The organism is Pistricoccus aurantiacus (assembly GCF_007954585.1).
GTDB classification, from domain to species: domain Bacteria; phylum Pseudomonadota; class Gammaproteobacteria; order Pseudomonadales; family Halomonadaceae; genus Pistricoccus; species Pistricoccus aurantiacus.
The window spans coordinates 3734220-3756928 of sequence record NZ_CP042382.1 but is presented as its reverse complement, the minus strand read 5'-3'; the positions used below and the strand labels follow the sequence as shown (position 1 = coordinate 3756928).

21 protein-coding genes are annotated in these 22709 nt (G+C 60.9%); 9 read left to right on the top strand and 12 right to left on the bottom strand.

The genetic code is table 11. The annotated features are described in order from the left end of the window. Window positions 1-3 precede the first annotated feature (3 nt). The 3 genes from FGL86_RS17735 to FGL86_RS17725 form a co-directional block, all read right to left on the bottom strand. A complete protein-coding gene (locus tag FGL86_RS17735; protein WP_147186000.1) occupies window positions 4-711 on the bottom strand; it encodes an ABC transporter ATP-binding protein in 708 nt (235 codons plus the stop codon). Further along, complete coding sequence (locus FGL86_RS17730; RefSeq protein ID WP_147185999.1) at window positions 708-1553, bottom strand: ABC transporter ATP-binding protein; 846 nt, start codon at window positions 1551-1553, stop codon at window positions 708-710. The genes FGL86_RS17735 and FGL86_RS17730 overlap by 4 nt, the downstream gene beginning before the upstream one ends. Before the next feature lie 123 nt (window positions 1554-1676). Then, window positions 1677-3611: an autotransporter domain-containing protein gene (locus tag FGL86_RS17725; RefSeq protein ID WP_147185998.1), complete on the bottom strand. Its 1935-nt coding sequence runs from the start codon at window positions 3609-3611 to the stop codon at window positions 1677-1679. 212 nt (window positions 3612-3823) lie between these two features. Between FGL86_RS17725 and FGL86_RS17720 the strand changes: the two genes are divergently transcribed. Then, window positions 3824-4294, top strand: coding sequence for a phasin family protein (locus FGL86_RS17720; RefSeq protein WP_147185997.1), 471 nt, complete (start codon window positions 3824-3826; stop codon window positions 4292-4294). Between the two features lie 590 nt (window positions 4295-4884). Beyond that, a complete protein-coding gene (locus FGL86_RS17715; RefSeq protein WP_222433772.1) occupies window positions 4885-6333 on the top strand; it encodes an APC family permease in 1449 nt (482 codons plus the stop codon). A gap of 50 nt (window positions 6334-6383) precedes the next feature. On the opposite strand, the gene FGL86_RS17710 is transcribed toward FGL86_RS17715, so the two are convergent. Both FGL86_RS17710 and FGL86_RS17705 read right to left on the bottom strand, forming a co-directional pair. Beyond that, window positions 6384-7187 (bottom strand): ABC transporter permease, encoded by an 804-nt coding sequence (locus FGL86_RS17710; RefSeq protein WP_147185996.1) that lies wholly within the window; start codon window positions 7185-7187, stop codon window positions 6384-6386. After that, entirely contained in the window at window positions 7178-7825 is a 648-nt protein-coding gene (locus FGL86_RS17705; protein ID WP_147185995.1) for an ABC transporter ATP-binding protein, read from the bottom strand. The genes FGL86_RS17710 and FGL86_RS17705 overlap by 10 nt, the downstream gene beginning before the upstream one ends. Window positions 7826-7927: 102 nt before the next feature. Here FGL86_RS17705 and FGL86_RS17700 point away from each other — a divergent pair, with 102 nt between their 5' ends. After that, window positions 7928-8446: a DUF192 domain-containing protein gene (locus FGL86_RS17700; RefSeq protein WP_147185994.1), complete on the top strand. Its 519-nt coding sequence runs from the start codon at window positions 7928-7930 to the stop codon at window positions 8444-8446. A 14-nt stretch (window positions 8447-8460) separates the two neighbouring features. Here FGL86_RS17700 and FGL86_RS17695 read toward each other — a convergent pair whose 3' ends face one another. The 7 genes from FGL86_RS17695 to FGL86_RS17665 form a co-directional block, all read right to left on the bottom strand. After that, window positions 8461-9339: a DMT family transporter gene (locus tag FGL86_RS17695; RefSeq protein ID WP_147185993.1), complete on the bottom strand. Its 879-nt coding sequence runs from the start codon at window positions 9337-9339 to the stop codon at window positions 8461-8463. A gap of 145 nt (window positions 9340-9484) precedes the next feature. Next, window positions 9485-10399, bottom strand: a complete 915-nt coding sequence (locus tag FGL86_RS17690) for an SMP-30/gluconolactonase/LRE family protein (protein ID WP_147185992.1) — start codon at window positions 10397-10399, stop codon at window positions 9485-9487. 31 nt (window positions 10400-10430) lie between these two features. Next, window positions 10431-11048 (bottom strand): 2-dehydro-3-deoxy-6-phosphogalactonate aldolase, encoded by a 618-nt coding sequence (locus FGL86_RS17685; protein ID WP_147185991.1) that lies wholly within the window; start codon window positions 11046-11048, stop codon window positions 10431-10433. Window positions 11049-11088: 40 nt separating this feature from the next. Next, the gene (locus tag FGL86_RS17680) at window positions 11089-12069 is read right to left on the bottom strand and encodes a 2-dehydro-3-deoxygalactonokinase (RefSeq protein ID WP_147185990.1); all 981 of its coding nucleotides are present in this window, start codon (window positions 12067-12069) and stop codon (window positions 11089-11091) included. Next, window positions 12066-12836 (bottom strand): SDR family NAD(P)-dependent oxidoreductase, encoded by a 771-nt coding sequence (locus tag FGL86_RS17675; RefSeq protein WP_147185989.1) that lies wholly within the window; start codon window positions 12834-12836, stop codon window positions 12066-12068. The genes FGL86_RS17680 and FGL86_RS17675 overlap by 4 nt, the downstream gene beginning before the upstream one ends. 39 nt (window positions 12837-12875) lie before the next feature. Further along, on the bottom strand, window positions 12876-14024 hold the full coding sequence (dgoD, locus tag FGL86_RS17670; RefSeq protein ID WP_147185988.1) for a galactonate dehydratase: 1149 nt from the start codon (window positions 14022-14024) through the stop codon (window positions 12876-12878). A gap of 47 nt (window positions 14025-14071) precedes the next feature. Beyond that, complete coding sequence (locus FGL86_RS17665; protein WP_147185987.1) at window positions 14072-14929, bottom strand: MurR/RpiR family transcriptional regulator; 858 nt, start codon at window positions 14927-14929, stop codon at window positions 14072-14074. A gap of 312 nt (window positions 14930-15241) precedes the next feature. On the opposite strand from FGL86_RS17665, the gene zwf reads away from it, so the two are divergent. The 6 genes from zwf to FGL86_RS17635 all read left to right on the top strand — a co-directional run bounded on the left by zwf (window position 15242) and on the right by FGL86_RS17635 (window position 22653). Then, window positions 15242-16735: a glucose-6-phosphate dehydrogenase gene (zwf, locus tag FGL86_RS17660; RefSeq protein ID WP_147185986.1), complete on the top strand. Its 1494-nt coding sequence runs from the start codon at window positions 15242-15244 to the stop codon at window positions 16733-16735. 1 nt (window position 16736) lies between these two features. Further along, window positions 16737-17420: a 6-phosphogluconolactonase gene (pgl, locus tag FGL86_RS17655; protein ID WP_147185985.1), complete on the top strand. Its 684-nt coding sequence runs from the start codon at window positions 16737-16739 to the stop codon at window positions 17418-17420. A gap of 31 nt (window positions 17421-17451) precedes the next feature. Then, the gene (locus FGL86_RS17650) at window positions 17452-18114 is read left to right on the top strand and encodes a bifunctional 4-hydroxy-2-oxoglutarate aldolase/2-dehydro-3-deoxy-phosphogluconate aldolase (protein WP_147185984.1); all 663 of its coding nucleotides are present in this window, start codon (window positions 17452-17454) and stop codon (window positions 18112-18114) included. Window positions 18115-18464: 350 nt separating this feature from the next. Further along, entirely contained in the window at window positions 18465-19313 is an 849-nt protein-coding gene (locus FGL86_RS17645; RefSeq protein WP_147185983.1) for an MIP/aquaporin family protein, read from the top strand. A gap of 68 nt (window positions 19314-19381) precedes the next feature. Beyond that, entirely contained in the window at window positions 19382-20887 is a 1506-nt protein-coding gene (gene glpK, locus FGL86_RS17640) for a glycerol kinase GlpK (protein ID WP_147185982.1), read from the top strand. A gap of 86 nt (window positions 20888-20973) precedes the next feature. After that, window positions 20974-22653 carry a glycerol-3-phosphate dehydrogenase/oxidase gene (locus tag FGL86_RS17635; RefSeq protein WP_147185981.1) on the top strand — a complete coding sequence of 560 codons (1680 nt, stop codon included), beginning with the start codon at window positions 20974-20976 and terminating at the stop codon, window positions 22651-22653. The last annotated feature ends 56 nt before the right edge of the window (window positions 22654-22709 follow it).

The window sequence follows — 22709 nt, the reverse complement described above, 5'->3', positions numbered from 1 at the left end:
CCGCTAGCCTCCCAGGAACATTTCGGCGACTTCCGGATTCGCCAGCAGGTTCGCCCCGGTGTCCTCGTGGCGATTGGCGCCGGTAGCCAGCACATAGCCACGGCTAGCGATGGCCAGCGCCTGCTTGGCGTTCTGCTCCACCATCAGCACGCCGATGCCTTCGGCGTTGATGTCTTGGATGCGCTCGAAGGTCTCGTCGATCAGCTTCGGCGACAGCCCGGCGGTGGGCTCGTCGAGCATCAGCAGCTTGGGGTCGATCATCATCGCCCGACCCATGGCCACCATCTGACGCTCGCCGCCGGACATCAGCCCTGCCGCCTGGCGCTTGCGCTCCGCGAGCCGCGGAAACAGCGAGTAGACCTTGTCGAATCGCGGGCGCAGGTCGCCTTTCATCAGGTAGGCGCCCATTTCGAGATTTTCCTGCACGCTGAGGGAGGGAAAGACGTTGTGCTCCTGGGGCACGTAGGCGATGCCTCGGCGTACCATCTGTTCCGGTTTGGCGTTGGTGATATCCTCGCCTTGATAGATCACCGTGCCTTTACGCAGACGTAAAAGCCCGAAGATCGCCTTCATGGCGGTAGACTTGCCGGCGCCGTTGGGGCCGACGATCACCACGATCTCGTCGGCTTCCACTCGCAGATTGGCGCCCTTGAGAATATCCGCGCCGCCATAGCCGCCGTAGAGATCCCGCGCCTCGAGAAGAATGGTCATGTAGGTTCTCCATTCTTCGCTGACGGCTCTCCATTACCAGCTGAAGGCCCCTTATTCTTCGCTGAAGGCTCTCCCATCCTGCCGCTGGCGCCGCCGCCCAGATAGGCTTCGCGCACCTGTTCGTTGCGGCGCAGCTCGCTCATCGGCCCGGAGGCGATCAGCTCGCCGTTGGCCATCACGTGTACCGGGTCGCACAGCGCCGAAACCAGGTCCATGTCGTGTTCGATCACGCAGAAGGTATAGCCGCGCTCCCGGTTCAGCCGTTGAATGGCCTCGCGTATCTTGCCGAGCAGGGTGCGATTGACCCCGGCGCCGGGCTCGTCCAGCAGCACCATCCTGGCGTCGGTCATCATGGTGCGGCCCAGGTCTAAAAGCTTCTTCTGGCCGCCGGAGAGATTGCCCGCCAGTTCATCCGCCACGTGGGTGATTTCCAGAAATGCCAGCACCTCGTCGACTTTCTCAAGCGTCTGGCGGTCCTGCTCCTTGACCTTTCCCCAGCGCAGCCAGGCGTGAAACAGATTTTCCCCCCGCTGGCCCGCGGGCACCACCATCAGATTCTCCCGCACGGTCATGCGGGAGAATTCATGGGGAACCTGAAAGGTGCGTACCAGGCCCCGATGAAACAGCCGGTGGGTGGGCAGACCGGTGATGTCCTTGCCTTCGAGCAATACCCGCCCGCTGGTAGGGGGAAACAACCCGGCGACCATGTTGAACAGCGTGCTCTTGCCGGCGCCGTTCGGGCCGATCAGGCCGGTCACGCTGCCTTTTGCGACCTCGAAAGAGACGTCTTTCACCGCCTGCAGGCCGCCGAAAGACTTCGAGACATTCTGAATCTGGATCAAGGCGAGTGTCCCTGCCAAATGTTGTTATGTTATATGACTAACTCATGCGCAATTACCTTGACCCTATCGCTGTTGATGGATGAACGCCAATACGTCCGAAAGACGTGAATTAAACGCTCGTTTTCAGAAGCGGTAGCTGGCCCCCAGCTGGACATGTGGCGTCAGGTCGTTCCAGCCCTGAGCGCCGGCGCCAAGCTGCACGGAAGCGTTACCCCAGCCCAGGCGCAGACCCGCGTCCGCGCGAATGTAATGATCGTGCTCGCGGTCGATGCTTTCCCCGGACCAGCTATTGGTGGGCAGCGAGGCCAGGCGTACCTCGACGCCGTCTCGCTCGTCTTCCAGATATTCGCCCCAGGCGAATTCGCCGTACCAGCCGATGCCACTCTGGAGCGCTCGATCCGCCATCAGCCCAAGTTCCAGCTGGCGTTCCTTTATGTCCTGATCGTCGACGATCAAGGCATTGGCCGGGGAGCCGTCTTCCCGGTAGCCGTCGATATCGCTCTCGATATGCCGGTAAGCGATGAAAGGCGCGGTGTACCAGACGGAATCCGTGGCGCTCAGCCGGTAGTCCAGGCGCAGTTCCGCCGCCCAGCCTTTCGCGTTCGGTTCGCCCTTGAGGGTACGGGAGCCCTGGCCCAGCGCGACCCGGCGCTTGAGATCGAGATCGAAGTCGCCTCGAGTGACGCTCGCCTGCACGCCGACACGCCCCAGATGTTGACGAGCGAACAGGCTGTAGGCCTGGCCGTCGAGTTCGAAATCCGCCGGATCGTCCAGTTCCGCGTGGCGCTGGCTGACCGAGGCACCTACCCAGCCCCAGCCGAGAGGCGCCACCAGGCCGACGCCGAGCCCGGCCTGGTTGGAATCCGGCCTGCCGTCCTCGTCGAAAAGATTGTTCTGGTCGCCCTGATAGTCGCCCTGAGCGAAGACGCGCAACGCGTCGCTCTGCCAGCCCGGGCGCAGCTCCATGTTGACGGCGCGGGTCTGAGCATTCAAGGCATCCAGAGAAAGCTCTCCCGCCAGGGCCAGGGTGCGCGGTGCGCTGACCAGAGCATAGGCGTAGTCCGCGAGGATTTCCTGGCCAGCGGTGGTGGGATGCACCAGATCGTTGAACAATAGTTTGTCGGGATCGGGATTGGCGGAGCGTAAGCCGTAGGGCGTAACGTCGCAGGCGGAGTCGGTGAAACACACATCCGTCAGGGGCACGTCCGTGGCCAGACCGAAATCCTCGGGCGCAGCGACGACTTCCTCGAAGAGCGCCGGCACGTTCAGGCGAATGATCTCCACCTGGCCGTCATAGGGCGCCAGCCGTGCCCCCAGGGCCTGGTTGTAGACCTCACCCAGGGCAGCGAAATTCTCCCGCTGGCCGCTGGCGAGTCCCGCCGGGGTGGCGCCGACATCGGGTACGTTGGAGACGATCAGCGTCTTTGCGCCTGCCTCGACCAAGGCGTCCACGCCGTTGGCCAGAGTGTCGGCACTGGCGATAGCGGCCTGAGGGCTGGCGATCAGTCCGTCGAGGAAATCGTTGCCGCCACCGTTGACGTAATAGAGGGCATTTGGGTCCGCGGAACCGACCTCGACAAGATAGCCGTCTCGGGTACGTAGATTCAGATTTGTATCCGGAACAGGCACCACGGAGCCGTCCGGCTGAATGATCGAGGCGAGAATGTCGTCGGTGGTATAGCCGCCGGTGGCATAGTTGGTGCCGTCCGGCAGTCCAGCCTGGTCACGCAGGAACGAGGTGGAAGGCAGTAATGGCCCGAGACCAAGTGCTTTCGACAGGCGCTGAGTGCTGACCTCGCCATAAGGGGAAGGCGCTTCAAAGCTCGGGCCCAGGCGGTTGGTAAAACGCAGGCTGCCAAGTCCACCTTGAGCGATGGCCTCGGCGTCCGGGAATTGACCGGAGTCGCTCAGGCTGTCGCCGAAGACCACCAGCTGGGAATAGGCGAGGGCCCCGCCGGGCAGCATCGCCAGGCCGACAAGCGCGGAGAGGGCGAGGCGTTTTTCCTGTCGCGAGGCGGTGGAGAATGTCATTGGTGACGAGCCAGGGTTCGAGCGCATACAAGGAGCTCCTGAAAATGTTCGTAAGCAAGCTTACGGAACCTATTTGGTGGTTACAAAAGATATCCAAAGCATAGTTGAGGGATTTTAGAAGAGAGATTAATTTGCATGTTGCATCGCAACATTTGTCTTGTTATGCTGCATTGCAACGAAGCGGTAGAAAGAAATCTCGCTTCAGGTACGACCACGATATTTCATAGAGGAGTTTTAACATGGCTAACACCGATATCAAGGCTAACTACGAGAAGGCCAACCAGCAGTTCGAATCCGTCTTCTTTGGCCCGGCTCGCGCCTATGCCAACATGATGCTGGACTACACCGAGAAGCTGGCCAACGCTCAGCAGGAAGCTCTGCGCGTCTATTCCGAGCTGGGTTTCCAGCAGGCTCGCGCCGCACTTCAGGTCAAGAACGCCGAAGACCTGCGCAGCTACGTGGAAGAGCAGCAGAAGGCCGCCAAGGAAGCCGGCGAGCAGATGAAGACCGACGCTGAGAAAGTCGTTTCCATCAGCAAGGATTTCATGCAGCAGAGCCAGGAACTGACTCAGGACAGCATGAAGCGCGGTCAGGAAGTTGCTCAGGAGAACATGCAGAAAGGCCAGCAGCAGGCTCAGGAAGCCATGCAGCGTGGTGAGCAGCAGGTCGAAGACAGCGCCAAGAACGTCAAGGCTTCTTCCAAGAAGTAAGTTGCCTATGGATTGCTTGCCTTAATCGGCAAGCATGACTGCAGTAACGCGAACCGCCGCCCGTTTCGGGCGGCGGTTTTTTTGCTGTCAAATCGGCAGGTATTTATCTCGAACTGATGTTGTACTTTAGTCTATGAGTCCGAGGTGTCGGGGGATTTCGTTGTCAAGCGGTTACCGACGGCAAAATATCAAAAGAGCTGTCAACACACTGTCTTATCAACTTTTTGACTTTTTTGTTCCATTTTATGAAACGCTATAGTTACATCTGGTCCTAGTGGATCGCGTTTTCTGGTCCTACTCCGCAGGAATCACCGCCTCTAGTGTCGTGAAAAATACCGATGCTCACGGCATTTACTCATTCATAAGCAGCAATGAGGAAGTCGCGTGCGCGGAATCAATAATGACAAATCGCGCGAAATCGAGCCGAAGGCTCTGACTCCGACTACAGTGATAGTCACCGCGTTTCGATGCCAGGGTATGAAATGACGCCTGACTTGCTGTAGTGGAGTATCGCTAATCCCGGTCCATCACCGGTCAACACCAATAATATGTATGTGGCCACGGGGCTTCAGCATAACTGGAGTAACAACATGAGTGACATGGAACAGCGTGAACAACTCGAGAAGTGTCTCAAGCCCCAGTGGGTCTGGGCGATTGCTTTCGGGTCCGCGATCGGCTGGGGTAGTTTCGTGCTGCCCGCGGATTGGATCGCAATGGCGGGGCCGGTGGGCGCCATTCTTGGCCTGTGCATCGGCGCGGTGCTGATGATCATCATCGGCGTCAGCTATGGCTTTCTGATCAAGATATTTCCGGTGACCGGCGGCGGATTTTCCTATTCCTATCTGGGCTTCGGGCGGCATCATGCCTTTTTCTGCGGTTGGTTTCTGACCTTGGGCTATATGTCCATCGTGGCGTTGAATGCCTCGGCTCTGGCGCTGTTGGCCAAGTTCATCATTCCCGATGTGGCCAATTTCTGGCGTATGTACAGCGTCGCCGGGTGGGACGTATATTTCGGCGAGGTAGCGATCGCTAGTCTGGCTTTGATCTTGTTCGCCTGGATCAACACTCGTGGTGGTAGCCTTTCCGGCAAGAGTCAGTACTATTTTTGTCTACTATTGATTGCAGGTGCTCTGTTCGTGGTAGTGGGCATGCTGCTGTCGCCGGAGACCTCCTTTGCCAATATGAAGCCCATGTTCCAGCCAGAAATATCCGCCTGGTCAGCGGTATTTGCCATTGTCGCCATTGCTCCCTGGGCCTATGTGGGCTTCGATAGCGTGCCCCAGGCGGCGGAAGAGTTCGACTTCTCGCCGGCGAAGGCGTTCATGCTGATCGTGATGGCCCTGGCCATGGCGGCGCTTCACTATTCGTTGTTGATCATGGCCACCGCCATCGCCATGCCCTGGACCGAGCTGGTCGCTCAAGGGCCTGTCTGGGGGACCGGTGAAGTGGTACAGGGCACCTTGGGTACTCTGGGTCTTGCTGCCCTTGCGCTATCACTGCTGATGGGTATCGCCACCGGTCTCAACGGTTTCTATATCGCCACCAGCCGTCTGATGTTCGCCCAGGGCCGGGCGAAATTCCTGCCATCCGTGTTCGGTCAACTGCATTCCACCTATCGCACGCCGACGGCGGGTATCGTTTTCACCTGCGCTGTGTGCCTGCTCGCGCCCTGGTTCGGTCGCGAAGTGCTGCTGTGGATCGTCGACATGGCCGCCACCGGCGTGGCAATCGCCTATTTCTATTGCTGTGCGGCCGCTTACAAGTGCTTCAAGTGGTCCAAGTCCGGTAAAGGCAAGGACTACGAGGGCGGCGTATCTCCCTTCAAGAAAACCTTGTCGTTGCTCGGGGCGCTGAGCAGCCTGTCGTTCCTTGGCCTGCTGCTGATTCCCGGCTCCCCCGGAGCGCTTTCCATGCCTTCCTGGATCGCGCTGCTGGTCTGGGGCGCGCTGGGGGGCATTCTCTACGTCAAGCGCCGCGAGCATATTCAGGGCGTTTCAAAGGAGCATCTCGATCGCATGATCCTGGCATCGGAGGCTTGAGTTTTTAAATGCCTCCAAAAGGCCCGCTTGCTATTTGAGCGGGCCATTTTTTAATGGTTTATCGCATTCAATCGATCCAGCCGTAGCCGCTCGCGTTCGTCGAATAGCCGCCGGCTGCCCAGGAGAACCGCAACCAGAGTGCCGAAACCAGTGCCTACGGTGATGGTGAACATCACTAGAATCTGATACTTCACCGCCAAAGCAGGCGGGCTACCGGCAAGAATTTGTCCGGTCATCATTCCAGGCAAGCTGACGACTCCTGCCGCCGCCATGGCGTTGATGATGGGAATCATGCCGCCGCGCATGGCCTCGCGGCGAATATCGCCGATCGCTTCCTGCCAGGGCTGGCCAAGCATCAGACGGTTCTCGATCACCCCGCGCTGTTGCCAGGCGCTACTCGTGAGTCGATCCAGGGCCAGCGCCACTCCGGTCATGGTGTTGCCAAGCAGCATGCCCAATAAGGGAATGGCGTATTGGGGCGTGTACCAAGGCTCCGGGCCGATGATCAGCGTCAGCGTCAGTACCGTAACGCTGAAGGAAGAGAGAAACATCGACAGAGTGCCGATACCAAAGGCCCAGCCACCGGTCAATCGGCGTTGCTGGCGAGCCATCACCTCACGCCCGGCGATCAGCAGCATGACCATTGCCATCAGCGCTACCCAGATGAAACCGCCGACCGCGAACAGCGTTTCCAGTACTACTCCCACTAGCGTCAGTTGCGCTACCGTACGTAGGCCGGCGATCAGCAAGGCCTTGCCAAGCCTGAGGCGTACTAGATAGGTGCAGGCGGCCAATGTCACTACCATCAGGGCGGCCAGCCCCAGCTGCCACCAGGCAAGCGCGATTACCTGCATGGAACCGACCTCAAGCCTGATGTCTCGATACGGTAATGGCGATTGGCGATGCGCGCGATCTGCCCTGGATCGTGGGCCACCCATAATATTGGTAGCGCCAGGCGAAACGCCTTCTCCCGCAACCAGGCCTCGACGAGCAGAGTGGTCTTGCTATCCAGATTGGCGGTGGGTTCGTCCAGGAGCAAGGCGCTGGGCCTGCGGGACATCGCTCTAAGCAAGGCGAGACGCTGTTTTTCACCGGAGGACAATCGATCGATTCGCCAGTCCAGGGTTGCCGGCGTAAACCCCAGGGCGGCGAGGTCGCTATCCTTTTTTTCCTGGAAAAAAGAGGGTTGCGAAAGGGTATCGTCAGGCTTGACCAAGTGCTCGCCGACAGTCTCCGCCCACCAGTGGCTTTCCGCGGGTACCAGCATTACAGCCTGGCGCCAGAGGTGACCGGAAACGGCGCTTTGCGCCCAGTCGCCCAATCGCACCTGTCCTTTATGGGGTTCGAGATCGGCAATGGCGCGCAGCAGGCGAGTCTTGCCGGAGCCGCTGGGGCCGGAGAGACAGAGGATTTCCCCCGGGACGATATCGAAGGAGACATTCCGCAAAGTGCCGATGGCAACCTCTTCCAGGGTCAGTGCAGCGCCTTTCACCTGACGATCCTCCCCGATGTTGTATAGGATGCGAATGGGATCAACCGCTCTTATGGGGATTGGAGTATGCTAGCGGGAAAAGCGAATAAACGGAGCCTATTCATGCGCCTATCCCGTCGTCGGTTATTGGTCTGTGGCGGTGTTTCGTTACTGGCACCGCTGATAACCCGGCTGTCGCCGCTGGCCTTGGCGGAATCATTGCCGAGTCTGGAAACCGACACCCTGGTGATTCATTCCGCCCAAGGCCCACATCGTCTCGAGGTCGAACTGGCCCGCAACAGCGCCCAGCAGGCTCAAGGGTTGATGGGCCGCAGCCGACTTGCCCCGGAGGCGGGCATGCTGTTTCTCTATACAACCGAACGTTCCGCGCAAAGTGCATTTTGGATGTATCGTACCCTGATCCCGCTGGATATCGCCTTCATTGACAGCGACGGGCGTATCGCTGCCATTCGGCGCATGGAGCCTTGCCAGAGCCAGGCGCCGCAGCAGTGCCCAACCTATGAAGCCGGCGTACCCTATCTGGCGGCGCTGGAAGTCAATGCGGGCTATTTCGAAGAGCGCGACATTCATCCCGGTGACTGCATCAGCCTGCCCGGCGTCATGGGTTCCTGTGTCGGCTGAGGCGGTCGCTCTGACTAGCTTCGGCGATTGGGTTTCGCCGACAAGTTGCGCCGCTGGGGATACAGCACGATCATGGCGATGCCCAGCACCACCAGGCTTCCCCCCAGCAGCTTGTTGAGTCCCAGCCCTTCGTCGAGCAGCAGGACGCCGAGCAGCACCGCCCCCACTGGGATCAACAGAGTCAGCGGGACCACCCGATTGATCGGGTGGCGGCGCAGCAGGCCGTACCAGATGCCGTAGGCGACGATGGACGACATCACCGCGGTGTAGAAGACCGCCCCCCAGCCCGCCCAGCCGGCCTCTTGCATGGCGCTCAGCTGACCGGATTCGAACCACCAGGATTCCAGGATCAGTTGCGGCACCGCGAATAGCGCCATCCATCCCGCCAGGGTCAGCGGCGGAATGGGCGGCCCATGCTTGATCAATAGCTGAGACGTCGCCCAGCCCGTGGCGCTGATGAACAGGGCGGCAGTGGCCAGGGGCGGTGGTAGGGTGGGTCCACCCACCAGCACCGCCACCCCGGCGAAGGAAAGGACCAAGCCTCCCAGGCGCGGCGCGTCGATGGCCTCCTTGAGGAAGATTGCCGCCAGGATGGTGGCGAAAGGCGTGCCCATCTGCGCCAATAGCGCGCCGGTGCCTGCTTCCGCCTGGCTCAGACCGATGAACAGCATGGCGAAGTGCAGGGTGCCGAAGACAAAGGAGATCAACAGCAGGAAAGGTAGTTGGGAACGCGATACCGGACGAAACGGCACCAGGATCGCCGCCACCAGTACAAACCGCAGCGCGGTCATCAGCAAGGGGGGAAAATGGTCCACCCCGATCTTGATCACGATGACGTTGAGCGCCCAGATCGCGATGACACCCAGGCCTAGTAACAAGTCGCGAAGTGGCACGGTTCATCCTTGAAGTGTTGCTAAAAACAACCGAAAGCATATCAGCTTTACAGGCCTGCATCCCGAGACACGGGGTCGGGTTGGGCTCGCCGTTCCGCAGTGCCGGTATCGTATGGCGCCCACAGACTTGAGGCGAACCCGCTGGTCAGAGTTTCAGCAGCGGCTCTTCGAGTCCGCGAATGCCATGAGCCGAGAGGTCGATGGCGAACAGGCTGCCGTCGGATTCGCCGGGTGTCTGCAGACCCTCTTGCGCCGTGGTGATATAAAGCGTGCCGAGATCGCTGCCGCCGAACAGCGGGCAGGACGGCTGTATGACCGGCAGCGTTACATGAGCAATCTCGCGCCCCTGCGGGTTCAGTCGCGCCACCCGACCGGCGCCCCACAGGGCGATCCACAGGCAGCCCTCGCTGTCGACCACCGCGCCGTCCGGGCCACCGCCGGCATCGCGAAGGTCTGTCCAAGGCTCCGGCGCCTCGAAACCGCCGGCGGCAGCGCGCCGGGGCCAGCCGTCCGCTTCCAGCCGCCAGCGCATCATCCGTCCCGTCGGCGTGTCCGTGTAGTAGGCGTAGTTACTGTCGGGGGAGAAGCAGATGGCGTTGGGAATACTCAGCCCGCTCAGCAGGCAGGTCAGCTCGCCGCGATGCAGACGATACAGGCTGCCCGCGCCTGGCTCGGCGTTCAGGCCCATGCTGGAAAGCCACAGGCTGCCATGGGTATCCACCCGCGCATCGTTGCTGCGGGTAAGTGGATTGTCCGCCTCGAAGGGCAGGAAATCGCGGCTCTCGTTCGTTTCAGAATCGAGGCGCGACAGGCTGTTTTCCGCCACCAGCAGATAGTCGCCGTTCGTGGTCAGGGCGGCGTAGGAAGTTCTGCGTTCCAGTCGAGTCATTCGGTGCCGGCTGCCATCGGCGTTGGCGCGATGAAGCTCGCTTTTGAGAATATCCATCCAGCGCACTTCTCCGCGGGCGGCATCCCAGCCCGGCCCTTCGCCCAGCTCGCAGGCCGTGGCGACCCGAACTTCGGCGCGGCCGAGACAAGGGGATGACGAGGCCTGGTTCATGGTGCTTTCCTTGTTCTGTCTGGCGATCGAATCAATTGCTTGCGGCGTTCCAGGCCGCGACCAGCGTGCGGGCGCGTTCGCCTACCTGTTCGGCGCTGAGTCCCGGCGTATAGAGGGCGGAGCCGAGACCGGCGCCGTGCACCCCTGCGGCGCGCCATTCCGCGAAGTTGTCGGCGCCGATGCCGCCTACCGCGTACAGCTCGGTGCCCGGAGGCAGCACCGCCTGCATGGCCTTCATGTTGACGATGCCCACCTGGGTGGCCGGGAACAGCTTGAGGCCAGACGCGCCGGCGGCGAGGGCGGCAAAGGCTTCCGTGGGGGTGACGATGCCGGGCATGGAAACCATATCCAGGCGGCGGGTTTCGTGGACGACTTCCACATCGGCGTTGGGGGAGACGACCAGACGCCCGCCGGCGGCGTGCACCTCGCGCACCTCCTCCGCGGTCAGCACGGTGCCGGCGCCGACCAGAATCCTGCCGTCGTGCTTTTCGGCACAGTGATGCGCCAGCTTGGCGATGCTGACCAGCGGCTCCGGTGAGTTGAGGGGCACTTCGATACGGGTGATCCCGGCGCCGACGATTTCATCGGCGATGGCGAGAATTTCGTCGGGCGTGACGCCGCGCAGGATGGCGACCAGTGGCAGATTCATAAGTAACCTCGGATATCGAACGGAAAATAAACCGCGCCTGTCATGGCGTGGCTGCGGCGTGACGAATGTGCCCCAGTCCGGTCAGGATCATTTCCTCGTTGGCTTCCAGGCCGACCGTAAAACCCAAATGCTCCAGCGCGATTCGATAACGCTGGCACAGCGCATCGGCGCCGATCAGCACGATCTGGCTGTCGGTCGGCAGGCTGGCGGTGGCGCCGGCCAGTTCCAGTCCCAAGACGAGACCCGAGAGCCGTGCGCCTAGCCAGGCACCTCGAGTCTCATCCTGGGTCAGCTGCGTGTCGAGCAGATCCCGGGCGCGAATACCAAACAGTTCCGCGCTCAGACGTTCCGGCGCAGCAAGGACGGTATCGATACCCGCCAGAAAAGCCCCGCGCTGAGCCTCGTCGCTCAAATCATCGCCGCGCAGAGAATGCTTCAGCACCGAGTCGTATCTAAGCAGCTTGTAAAGCTCGCCGCTCATGAAGGTGTCGAAGCTCGCGATCCTGCCGTTTCCCAGCCGCGCCCATTTGGAATGGGTACCTGGCAGACAAACCGCGCCGCTGAACCCCGGGCGTTCTGCGATCAGCCCGATCAGTTGGGTTTCTTCGCCACGCATTACGTCGAAGGCGTTACCGCCGTTCGGTGCGCCATGCTGACACAGCCCCGGCACGATCTGCACCTGGAGGCGGGAATCCTGGGTGGTTACCGGAGTCAGTCGGCTGCCGAGGCGGTCGAGTACATTATCTGTGCCGTCATTCAAGGGCAGGTAAGCGGCCTCGACCCAGCCCTGGCGAGCGCCGGCCATGCCACAGATCAGCACCGGCAGGGGAGCCTCGGCGCTCTCCGGCAGCCATCCATCGATCAGCTCCAGCAGGGTGCCTTCAAATTCGTCAGGGGCCAGCCCCAGCATGCCGCGGGGGCTGCCGGCCTGCGCGATGACGTTGTTATCCGCGTCCAGCGCCCAGGCGCGCAGGTTGCTGGAACCCCAGTCCACGGCGATCCAGGCAGCTACGTCGCTCATACCCGACCTCCGTCAACTACCATTGGTTGGCCAGTCATCATGCGCGAGGCGCTGGAGGCGAGAAACAGGCAGGGGTTGATCATGTCCTCCACGGGGATCGCTTCCTTGAGGCACTGCTGGTCGATGCACTCCTTGAGATCCTTGTCGTTGACCCACAGCTCCCGCTGACGCTCGGTCATCACCCAGCCCGGAATCAGGCAGTTGACGCGAATGGCCTCCGGACCCAGCTCCCGGGCCAGCGCCTTGGTCAGACCCATGATGCCGGCCTTGGCGGTGACATAGGTCGGGTAGCCGGAAAGCCCGAGCAGATAGCTGTTGGAGGACAGGTTGATGATGGCGCCGCCGCCGATGCCGCGCATGTCCGCCGCCACCGCCTGGGCGGTGAAGAACTGCGGACGCAGGTTGGTGGCGATGGATTCATCCCACTGCTCGGGGGTCCAGTCCTCCAGCCTGTGACGGGTATCGCGAGCGGCGTTGTTGACCAGCACGCCGATTGGCCCATGAGCCTCGCGTGCTTGAGCGATAGCTGCCTGCAAAGCTTCGATGTCCTGGATATCGCACTCGATGAACAGCGGACGATTTGCGTACTTTTCCTCCATCGCATCGCAAAAAGGCGTGGCATCGGACAGGCCGACGAAGGCGACCTTGGCGCCCTGGGCGAGGAAGCCCTCGGTCAGGGCGGCGCCGATACCGGAGCCTCCGCCGGTGATGAATACGCTGGCGCCGGCCAGGTCCGGGTAACGGAAATCCTGGAAAGAAAAATTCATGATTTGCCTACTCCTTTAGAAGCTTTCCCCGATCGTGACTTACCACTCGGCAACGGAACCGTCCTCATGGTTCCACACCGGATTGCGCCAGCGGTGTCCGACCTTGGAGCGCTCCTCGACAAATGCCTCGTCGATCTCGACACCCAGGCCCGGCCCTTGAGGAATGGCGCAGAAGCCGTCCTCGATCGCAAGCGCGCTCTTGTCGACCAGATAGTCGAGGACGTCGTTGTCCTGATTGTAGTGGATGCCCATGCTTTGCTCCTGGATGAAGGCGTTGTGGCACACCGCATCCAGCTGCAGAGAAGCCGCCAGAGTCAGCGGCCCCAGCGGGCAGTGGGGCGCCAAAGCGACGTCATGAGCGGAGGCCAGGGTGGCAATCTTCAGCCCTTCGCTGATGCCGCCGCAGTGGGACAGATCCGGCTGGACGATATCGATCATGCCTTCCGCGAGCAGATCGCGGAACTGATAGCGGGTGTGCAGCCGCTCCCCGGTGGCCAGGGGATAGCTCAAGCCTGCGGCGATATGCTTGAGGCTCGACAGGTGCTCCGACAATACCGGCTCCTCGACGAACATGGGGTGGAACGGCTCGAGCTCCCGCAGCAGCACCTTGGCCATGGGGCGATGCACCCGGCCGTGGAAGTCGATGCCGATACCCACATCCGGTCCTACCGCTTCCCGGGCCTCGGCGACCCGGGCCACCGCCTCGTCGATCTTGCTATGGGAATCGACGATCGCGAGTTCCGGCGTGCCGTTCATCTTGAAGGCGGTGAAGCCCTGGTCCACCAGCGCCTTGGCACCCGCGCCCACGTCAGTTGGCCGGTCGCCCCCGGTCCAGGCGTACATGCGCATCTTGTCGCGCACCGGGCCGCCGAGCAGCTGGTGCACCGGCACCCCCAGGTCGCGTCCTTTAAGATCCCACAGCGCCTGATCGATGCCGGCGATGGCGGACATCAAAATCGGGCCGCCGCGATAGAAACCGGCGCGGTACATGACGTTCCACAGATGCTCGATATGGCGCGGGTTCTGGCCCACCAGATAGTCGGACAACTCATGCACCGCCGCCTCCACGGTCGCGGCGCGGCCTTCGATCACCGGCTCGCCCCAGCCGTAGCAGCCTTCGTCGGTTTCGATCTTGAGGAACAGCCAGCGCGGCGGCACTTGCCAGGTCTTGAGTCGAGTGATTTTCATGCGGTGAATCCTTCATGGACGAATGATAGAAGATAGCGCTGTCGCCTTTACTCCTCGACGGGAAAGCGCGTCGCCTGCAGGCTGTCCTTGATCTTTTTCAGATGATCGAGAAATCCCTCTCCGCGCCGCAGGGTGACGCCGGTGGCCAGCACGTCGATCAGCGCCAGATGGATCATGCGCGAGGTCATCGGCATATAAACATCCGTGTCTTCCGGGGTGATGACGTCCAAAGACTCGGTGCACTGGGCCGCCAGCGGGGAACCTGGCGCGGTAATGCCCAGTACCACGGCGCCGTTGCCGCGGGCTAGTTCGGCGATTTCCACCAGCTCGCGGGTTCGTCCGGTGTAGGAGATGATCACGATGACGTCGCCGGTATGACAGGCGGCGGCGACCATGCGCTGCATCAGTACGTCCTCGTAGGCCATCACCGGCAGGTTGAAGCGGAAGAACTTGTGCTGGGCGTCCTGGGCGACGGGCCCGGAGGCGCCGAGACCGAAGAAGCTGATCTGCTTGGCCTGAATCAGATAGTCCACGGCGCGCTCGATGAGTTTGGGATCCAGTGCCCGTCGCGCGTCGTCCAGGGCGGCAATGGTAGCGCCGAAAATCTTGTCGCCGTAGCCCTTGGCATCGTCATCGGGGTCAATGCTGCGGCTGACGTAAGGCGTGCCGCCGGCCAGGCTCTGGGCCAGCTTGATCTTGAAGTCCGGGTAGCCCTTGGTCTCGAAGCTGCGGCAGAAACGGTTGACGGTGGGTTCGCTGACGGAAGCCTTTTGTGCCAGCGTGGCGATACTCATGCCGGTCGCCGCGCCAGGATCCTTCATGATGACATCCGCCACCTTGCGTTCCGAGCGGTTGAGCTCCTCCAGGCGGGTGCGAATGCGTTCGATCATGTTGTAGCGTGCCATGATGGGATAGCTCTATTGTGATTGAATGGCGTAACGGCTCGCGGGCATCGATACTGTTTGTTGCTGGGCATGTTTGTCACCTAGCCTGTTGGTCGACGGTCAGGGCGGTCGAATGCCAGGATGATTGTCGCGATGTGGTGATTTAACTACATGGTAACTATTATCCCGGAGCAAGTCTCGGATACGCGAAGCAGCAGTATAGGAAAGTGGCAGGCAGCCTTTGCTGTTTTATGTAATTTTACTAAAAAAACTATCATTCCAAAGTGTTTTCTATTATTTTGAGGTAAGTTAACTACATCTGAGGGGCTCACGATGTTGCGCAATATTCATTCCCAGGAACCGAATCGGCTGGATGTCGATCTTGCCTTGTTCGGCGCTCTGGGTGACCTGGCACTGCGTAAGCTGTTTCCCGCGCTCTATCATCTCGACCGCGAAGGCTTGCTGCCCTCGGAGACACGGCTGCTGGGGCTGGCGCGTCATGAGCTGGATCGTCAGGGATTTCAGGCCAAGGTCGGCTCCGCCTTGAAGTCCCGTGTGAGCGCCGAGGATCTGGACAAGAAAAGCCAGGAACGTTTCCTGGCGCGCATCGACTACCTCAAGATCGACTTTGCCAACCCTGAGGAATATGCGTTGCTGCGGGACTGGCGGGAGGGCTCGTCCCGACCGATGATCGTTTACCTGTCGGTGCCGGCGAGCATCTTCGGGGAAATCTGCTGCAATCTGAAGGCCGGCGATTGCCTGGACGAGAAGTCTCGCGTGGTGGTGGAAAAGCCTATCGGCTACGACCTCGAGTCCTCCTGCGAGATCAACGACGTCATCGGCGACGTCTTTCCCGAATCACGCATCTATCGTATCGATCACTATCTAGGCAAGGAGACGGTACAGAATCTGATTGCACTGCGCTTCGCCAACCCGCTGTTCGGTACCCAGTGGAATCAGAACCATGTCTCTCACGTGGAGATCACCGTGGCGGAAACCGTGGGGATCGAAGGCCGCTGGGGCTATTTCGATCAGGCGGGACAGCTGCGGGACATGGTGCAGAATCATCTGCTGCAGCTCTTGTGCCTGATCGCCATGGACCCGCCCTCCAACCTGGATGCGGACGCGATTCGTGACGAAAAGGTCAAGGTGCTGAAAGCCCTCAAGCCCTTCACCGGCGAGGCGATCGGTCGCGACGTGGTGCGCGGCCAGTACATCGCCGGCACTCACGCGGGGCAAAGCGTTCCGGGCTATCTGGAGGAAGAGGGTGCCGACAAGGCGAGCCATACCGAGACCTTCGTTGCCATGAAGACCGAGGTGGCCAACTGGCGCTGGGCCGGGGTGCCTTTCTATCTGCGTACCGGCAAGCGCATGCCGGAGAAGCTTTCGCAGATCGTCATTCACTTTCGCCAGCAGCCGCACTATATCTTCGATCCGGATCAGCGCTCGCTGGCCGCCAACAAGTTGATCATCCGCCTGCAGCCGGAGGAGGGTATCGCCCTGCAGGTGCTGACCAAGGACAGCGGGCTGGACAAAGGCATGCGCCTGCGTCCAGGGCCGCTGCATTTGGATTTTCATAGCGCCTTCCCCAAGACACGAATCCCGGACGCCTACGAGCGCCTGCTGCTCGAGGTCATGAAGGGTCAACAGTATCTGTTCGTGCGGCGTGACGAGATCGAATATGCCTGGCGCTGGATCGATCATCTGATCGAGGGCTGGCAGGCTCATGAGTTGCCGCCGCGACGCTATCCCGCTGGTTCCTGGGGGCCGGTCGCTTCCATCGCCATGATCACCCAGGACGGGCGCTCCTGGTACGAGGACTACTGAAATGAGCGAAAGTGAAGCCTCGAGTCTCGGGCGAAGGCGCCTGGCGAGTCAGCTCGCCGAAGCCGTCGCCGCCGCGCTGCGCGATGACCTGCGCGAGCGCGAAAGGGTCCTGCTGGTGGTTTCCGGGGGCAGCACGCCGGTGCCGTTCTTCCAGGCCCTGGCGACCCAGGCGCTTTCCTGGGAGCGGGTCCAGGTGACCCTGGCGGACGAGCGCTGGGTGGCACCCCAAGCCGAGGACAGCAACGAGCGTCTGGTGCGAGAACATCTTCTGACCGGGCTGGCCGCGTCCGCCACTTTCGTTCCCTTGATCACCGATGATGCAACGCCGGAACAGGGCGCCGAGGCGGTGAACGCACGACTCGCGGGTCTGGCCTGGCCCGCCAGCGCGGTGGTGCTCGGCATGGGCGACGACGGCCACACCGCCTCGCTGTTTCCCGATAGCCGCGAACTCGGCCTGGCTCTGTCCAGCGACGAGCGAGTGGTAGCGGTTCGAACTCCCAGCCAGCCGCGCCCACGTATCACCCTGAGCGCCGCCCGGCTGCATCAGGCGCGTCGCCATTTCCTGCATCTCAACGGTGAGAACAAGCGTGAGGTGCTGAGTCGCGCCCTGGCCGGCGACGACGTTCGTGAACTGCCGATTCGCGTCTTCCTGGCCTGCCCGCTGGCGGTTTACTGGGCGCCATGAACGCTATTTTTTCTATCTGCGGAGTTTCCTCATGAACATCAACAAGCAACTGCCTTCCACTCGCACCACGGAACTCGACAGCATCTGTTTCAAGACCGAAGTGATTCCCGTCATCGAGATAGTACGTCTGGAAGATGCCGTACCGCTTGCCTCCGCACTGGTGGAAGGGGGGATATCGGTGCTCGAGATTACCCTGCGCACGGACTGCGCCCTGGCCGCGATCAAGCGCATGCGCGATGCCCTGCCTGGGGCCAGCATCGGCGCCGGCACGGTGCTGACCCCCGCTCAGTATCGCCAGGCGGAACAGGCCGGCGTCGATTTCGTGGTGACCCCCGGCGCCACCGATCTGCTGTATCGCTACGGCGTGGAAAGCCCGGTACCCATGCTGCCGGGTGTCGCCACCGTTTCCGAACTGATGACCGGCTGGCAATACGGCTACCGGCGCTTCAAGTTCTTCCCCGCGGAAGCCAGCGGCGGTGTCAAGGCGCTCAAGGCTTTCGGCGCACCCTTTCCTGGAGTGCGTTTCTGTCCCACCGGCGGCATCAATATCGAAAACGCCGCGGACTATCTGGCGCTACCTAACGTCATGTGCGTGGGCGGCTCCTGGCTGACCCCCAAGTCGCTGATCGACGCCGAGGACTGGAACGGCATTCGTGACCTGGCGCGCCAGGCCGCGGAGCGTTTTCATCGCTGAGCGATTGGCTGTCTTTCAAGGGCAGGCTCCACCGACTCAATTAGAATACCTTGCATATCTAAAAACCGCACGAATGTTCGTTTTCGAATATTCGTGCGGTTTTTTATTTTTTAGTGTCCGTTCGGTTACTACAAGACCCGCAGCACGTCTTTTTGTATCAATAATGATATTTAACTTTTAAAAACAGATGTTTATTTTTACCTGACTTTTTTGAGCAGTTTGTTGGAAAAGTTCGAAAATAAACACTAGTATTCATAAACGAACTTAAGATGTTGCCTCAAGGGTTCGTCGTGGCGGAAAAGCCTTCCGCTGTTTCACAACCCAACAACTACAAGGCAAAGGAGGTGCTCATGACACCTTTTCTAGGTGAACTCTTCGGCACGATGATTCTCATCATCTTCGGCGGCGGCGTCGTGGCCGGCGTCGTGCTCAAGCGCTCGAAAGCCGAGGCGAGTGGCTGGATCGTCATTACCTTCGGTTGGGGTCTGGGTGTCGCAATGGCCATCTACGCGGTTGGCGACATCAGCGGCGCTCACATCAACCCCGCGGTCACCGTTGGCCTGGCGGTGATAGGAGAATTTCCCTGGGGCAAGGTTCCCGCCTATATCCTGGGGCAGATGATCGGCGCCTTCATCGGCGCGGTGGTGGTGTGGCTACATTACTACCCGCACTGGCAGGTAACCGAAGACAAGGGCGCCAAGCTGGCGGTCTTCTGTACCGATCCCGCCATTCCCCACACACCTTCCAACCTGATGAGTGAAATCATCGGCACTTTCGTGCTCGTTCTCAGCGTACTGGCCATCGGCGCCAACGAGTTCACCGAAGGCCTCAATCCGTTGATCATCGGACTGCTAGTGCTCGCGATTGGTCTGTCCCTGGGCGGCACCACCGGCTATGCCATCAATCCGGCTCGGGATCTGGGCCCGCGACTGGCGCACTTTTTCCTGCCGGTGGCCGGCAAGGGCGGTTCGAACTGGAAGTATGCCTGGATTCCCGTGGTCGGGCCGTTGATCGGCGGCGCTGCCGGCGGACTCTTCTATCGCCATGTATTCGTCGACGGCAGCCCACTGGCCATGGCGATCGCCCTGATCGTGATCCTGGCCTGCTTGAGCGCGGATTTCGCCACCGAAAGATGGTGGTCTAAACGCCATCCGGTGGTGTCGAAGGGCAACCCGACTCCCGCGTCCAAGCGCGATTGATCTGACTATACCCGTACAACAAAAAGTCATAAGAGTGTCGCTAACGACATTACCCAAGGAGACAACCCGTGAAAAAACAATACATCATGGCATTCGACCAAGGCACCACCAGCTGCCGTGCCATTCTCTTCGATCATGACGCCCGCATTGTCGGCGTTGCTCAAAAGGAATTCACTCAGCATTACCCGCAACCCGGCTGGGTAGAACACGACGCCATGGAAATCTGGGGTAGCCAGATGGGTGTGGCCCGGGAGGTGCTGGAAACCCAGGGGGTGCTGCCCTCTGAAATCGCCGCCATCGGCATCACCAATCAGCGCGAGACCGCGGTGGTCTGGGATCGTCGCACCGGACGGCCCATCTGCAACGCCATCGTCTGGCAGGATCGACGCACCGCCGCGCTCTGCGACGATCTCAAGGCGCGCGGCCTGGAAGATTACATTCGCAAGACCACCGGCCTGGTGGCGGACTCCTATTTTTCCGGCACCAAGATTCGCTGGATGCTGGATAGCGTCGAGGGCGCTCAGGCGCGGGCGGAAAAGGGTGAGCTGCTGTTTGGCACCATGGACACCTGGATCCTGTGGAACCTGACTCGAGGCGAATGCCACCTGACCGACTACAGCAACGCCTCGCGTACCCTGCTGTTCAATATCCACACCCTGGAATGGGACGAGCGCATGCTCGAGGAGTTGAATATCCCCGCCAGCATGCTGCCGCAGGTGCGCCCCTCCAGCGAAGTCTACGGCACCACTGGGGCGGAAATGTTCGGCGGCGCCCGGGTGCCCATCGCAGGTATTGCCGGAGATCAGCAGGCGGCGCTGTTCGGCCAGGCCTGTTTCGAGCAGGGCATGGTCAAGAACACCTACGGCACCGGCTGTTTTCTGCTGATGAATACCGGCGAGGAGCCGGTGACGTCGAAGTCCGGCCTGCTCACCACCATCGCCTGGGGAATGGACGGCAAGGTGGAGTACGCCTTGGAGGGAGCCATCTTCATCGCCGGTGCGGCGGTGCAGTGGCTGCGGGACGAGATGAAGCTGATCGATTCCGCGGAGGACTCGGAATACTACGCCGGCAAGGTGAAGGATACCGGCGGTGTCTATGTAGTGCCGGCCTTCGCCGGATTGGGGGCCCCTTACTGGGACATGTACGCCCGGGGCGCGATTTTCGGCTTGACCCGAGGCACCCGCAAGGAGCATATCACTCGGGCCACCCTGGATTCCTTGGCTTACCAGACCCGTGACGTGATTGATGCCATGCAGGCGGACTCCGGCATCACTCTCAAATCCCTGAGGGTCGATGGGGGCGCCGTGGTCAATAATGTCATCATGCAGGCTCAGGCGGACATACTAAACGTCAATGTGGAGCGCCCGGTGATTACCGAATCCACCGCTTTGGGAGCCGCCTATCTAGCGGGCATCGCCGTGGATTTCTGGAACAAGGCGGAGGTGGCGAACAAGGGTGAGATCGAGCACGTCTTCGAGCCCAAGATGGATGCACAGTGTCGCGAGCGCAACTACCGGGGCTGGAAGAAGGCGGTAAGGCGCACCATGGGCTGGGCGCGGGACGACGAGGAGTAGCGCTCGAACGAGGCTCGAGTGAAACGCCCATGTCGCCGTCTGGAAGCCGCCAGGCGGCGCGACTCCTCATCTGACAGGATCTCATCATGCAACTGCGCAACAGCAATATCGAAAAACTGACCGACGATGCCTTTGACGTACTGATCATCGGCGGCGGTATCAACGGTGCCTCCGCCGCCGCGGCGCTGGCCGGCAAGGGCGTCAGAGTGGCGCTGATTGATCGAGGCGACTTCGCCAGCGGTACCAGCATGCATTCCTCCAACCTGGTCTGGGGGGGCATCAAATATATGGAAAGCTATGATTTCGCGCTGGTACGCAAGCTCTGCAAGAGCCGCAACCATCTGATCAAGAGTTTTCCTTCCACGGTTCAGGAAATTCGCTTCCTGACCACCATCGCCAAGGGGTTTCGCTATCGTCCCAGCTATCTATGGTCCGGTACCTGGCTCTACTGGTTCATGGGCAACTGCTTCACGCGAATGCCGAGTTTCCTGACGCCGAAAGCCATCAAGCATCGCGAATCGATCATCGATACTCGTGAGGCGGTCGGCGGTTTTGAATATTCCGATGCCTATCTTCACGACAATGACGCGCGCTTTGTCTTCAACTTCGTGCGTACCGCGCTGAATCACGGCACTGTTGCCGCCAACTATGTCGAATCCCTGGGCGCTCAGAGGGAAAACGACACCTGGATCGTTCAGGCGCGCAACGTCATGACCGAGGATACCTTCGATATTCGCGCCAAGGTCCTGATCAACGCCGCCGGCCCCTGGGTGGATGAGCACAACGCGCTGAGCAAGCAGCAGACCCCGCACAAGCACGCCTATTCGAAGGGCATCCACCTGATCGTACCGCGGCTGACGGATCGCCGGCGGGTGCTGGCCTTCTTCGACGACGAGGGGCGTCTGTTCTTCGTCATTCCCATGGGGCCGCGCACCTGTATCGGCACCACGGATACGCGCATGGAAAGCCCGGAGGTGCAGGTGACCGACGACGACATCCAGTTCGTGCTGGATAACATCAACAAGCGTCTCACCCTGGAAAAGCCGTTGAGCCGGGACGACATCATCGCCACCCGCTGCGGCGTGCGCTCTCTCGCGGTCAAGCCCGGCAGCGGCAAGAATCGTGACTTCCTGCAGCTGTCGCGCAAGCATGCCATCGACACCCACGAAGGCGATGCTCATATCAGTATCTTCGGCGGCAAGCTGACCGACTGCCTCAACGTGGGAGAAGAAGTCGTCGAGGAGGTAAAACGGCTGGGGGTAACGATTTCTCATCCGAACTATCGCTGGTACGGCGAGCCCCCGGCGCCGGTCAAGCGGGAGTTCATGCACCAGGCGCAGCTGATGGAGCTGGATGCCATGACCCCGGCAGATTCCTCCGAACCCTTGTCGATCCGCCTGTGGCGGCGATACGGCGCCGGCGCCTTGGCCATGCTCGAGAAGATTCGTGAGGACCCGCGCCAGGGCGAGCTGCTGATCGAGGGCACCGAGTACCTGCGCTGCGAGCTCGATCAGGCGCGCCACCGTGAAATGATCGTGCGTCTCGAGGACTTCCTGCGGCGGCGCTCGAAGATCTCCCTGGTGGTGCGGGACGAGGAGATTCGGCATTCTCCCGGCTTGAAGGAGGCTTGCGAAATTCTCTTCGGCGATCAGGCCAAGGCGCGTTTCGACGAATATTTCAACAGGCACGGTGATCACGGAGCGGAAGCTCCCAGCCATGCGAACGAGAAAGACGGCGCTCCCCATTTCGAAACCTTGAAATGGTAGCGAGCGCCGACAGCTACCGGTGGGATGGTTCAATCATTCGACGATCCATACCGGAG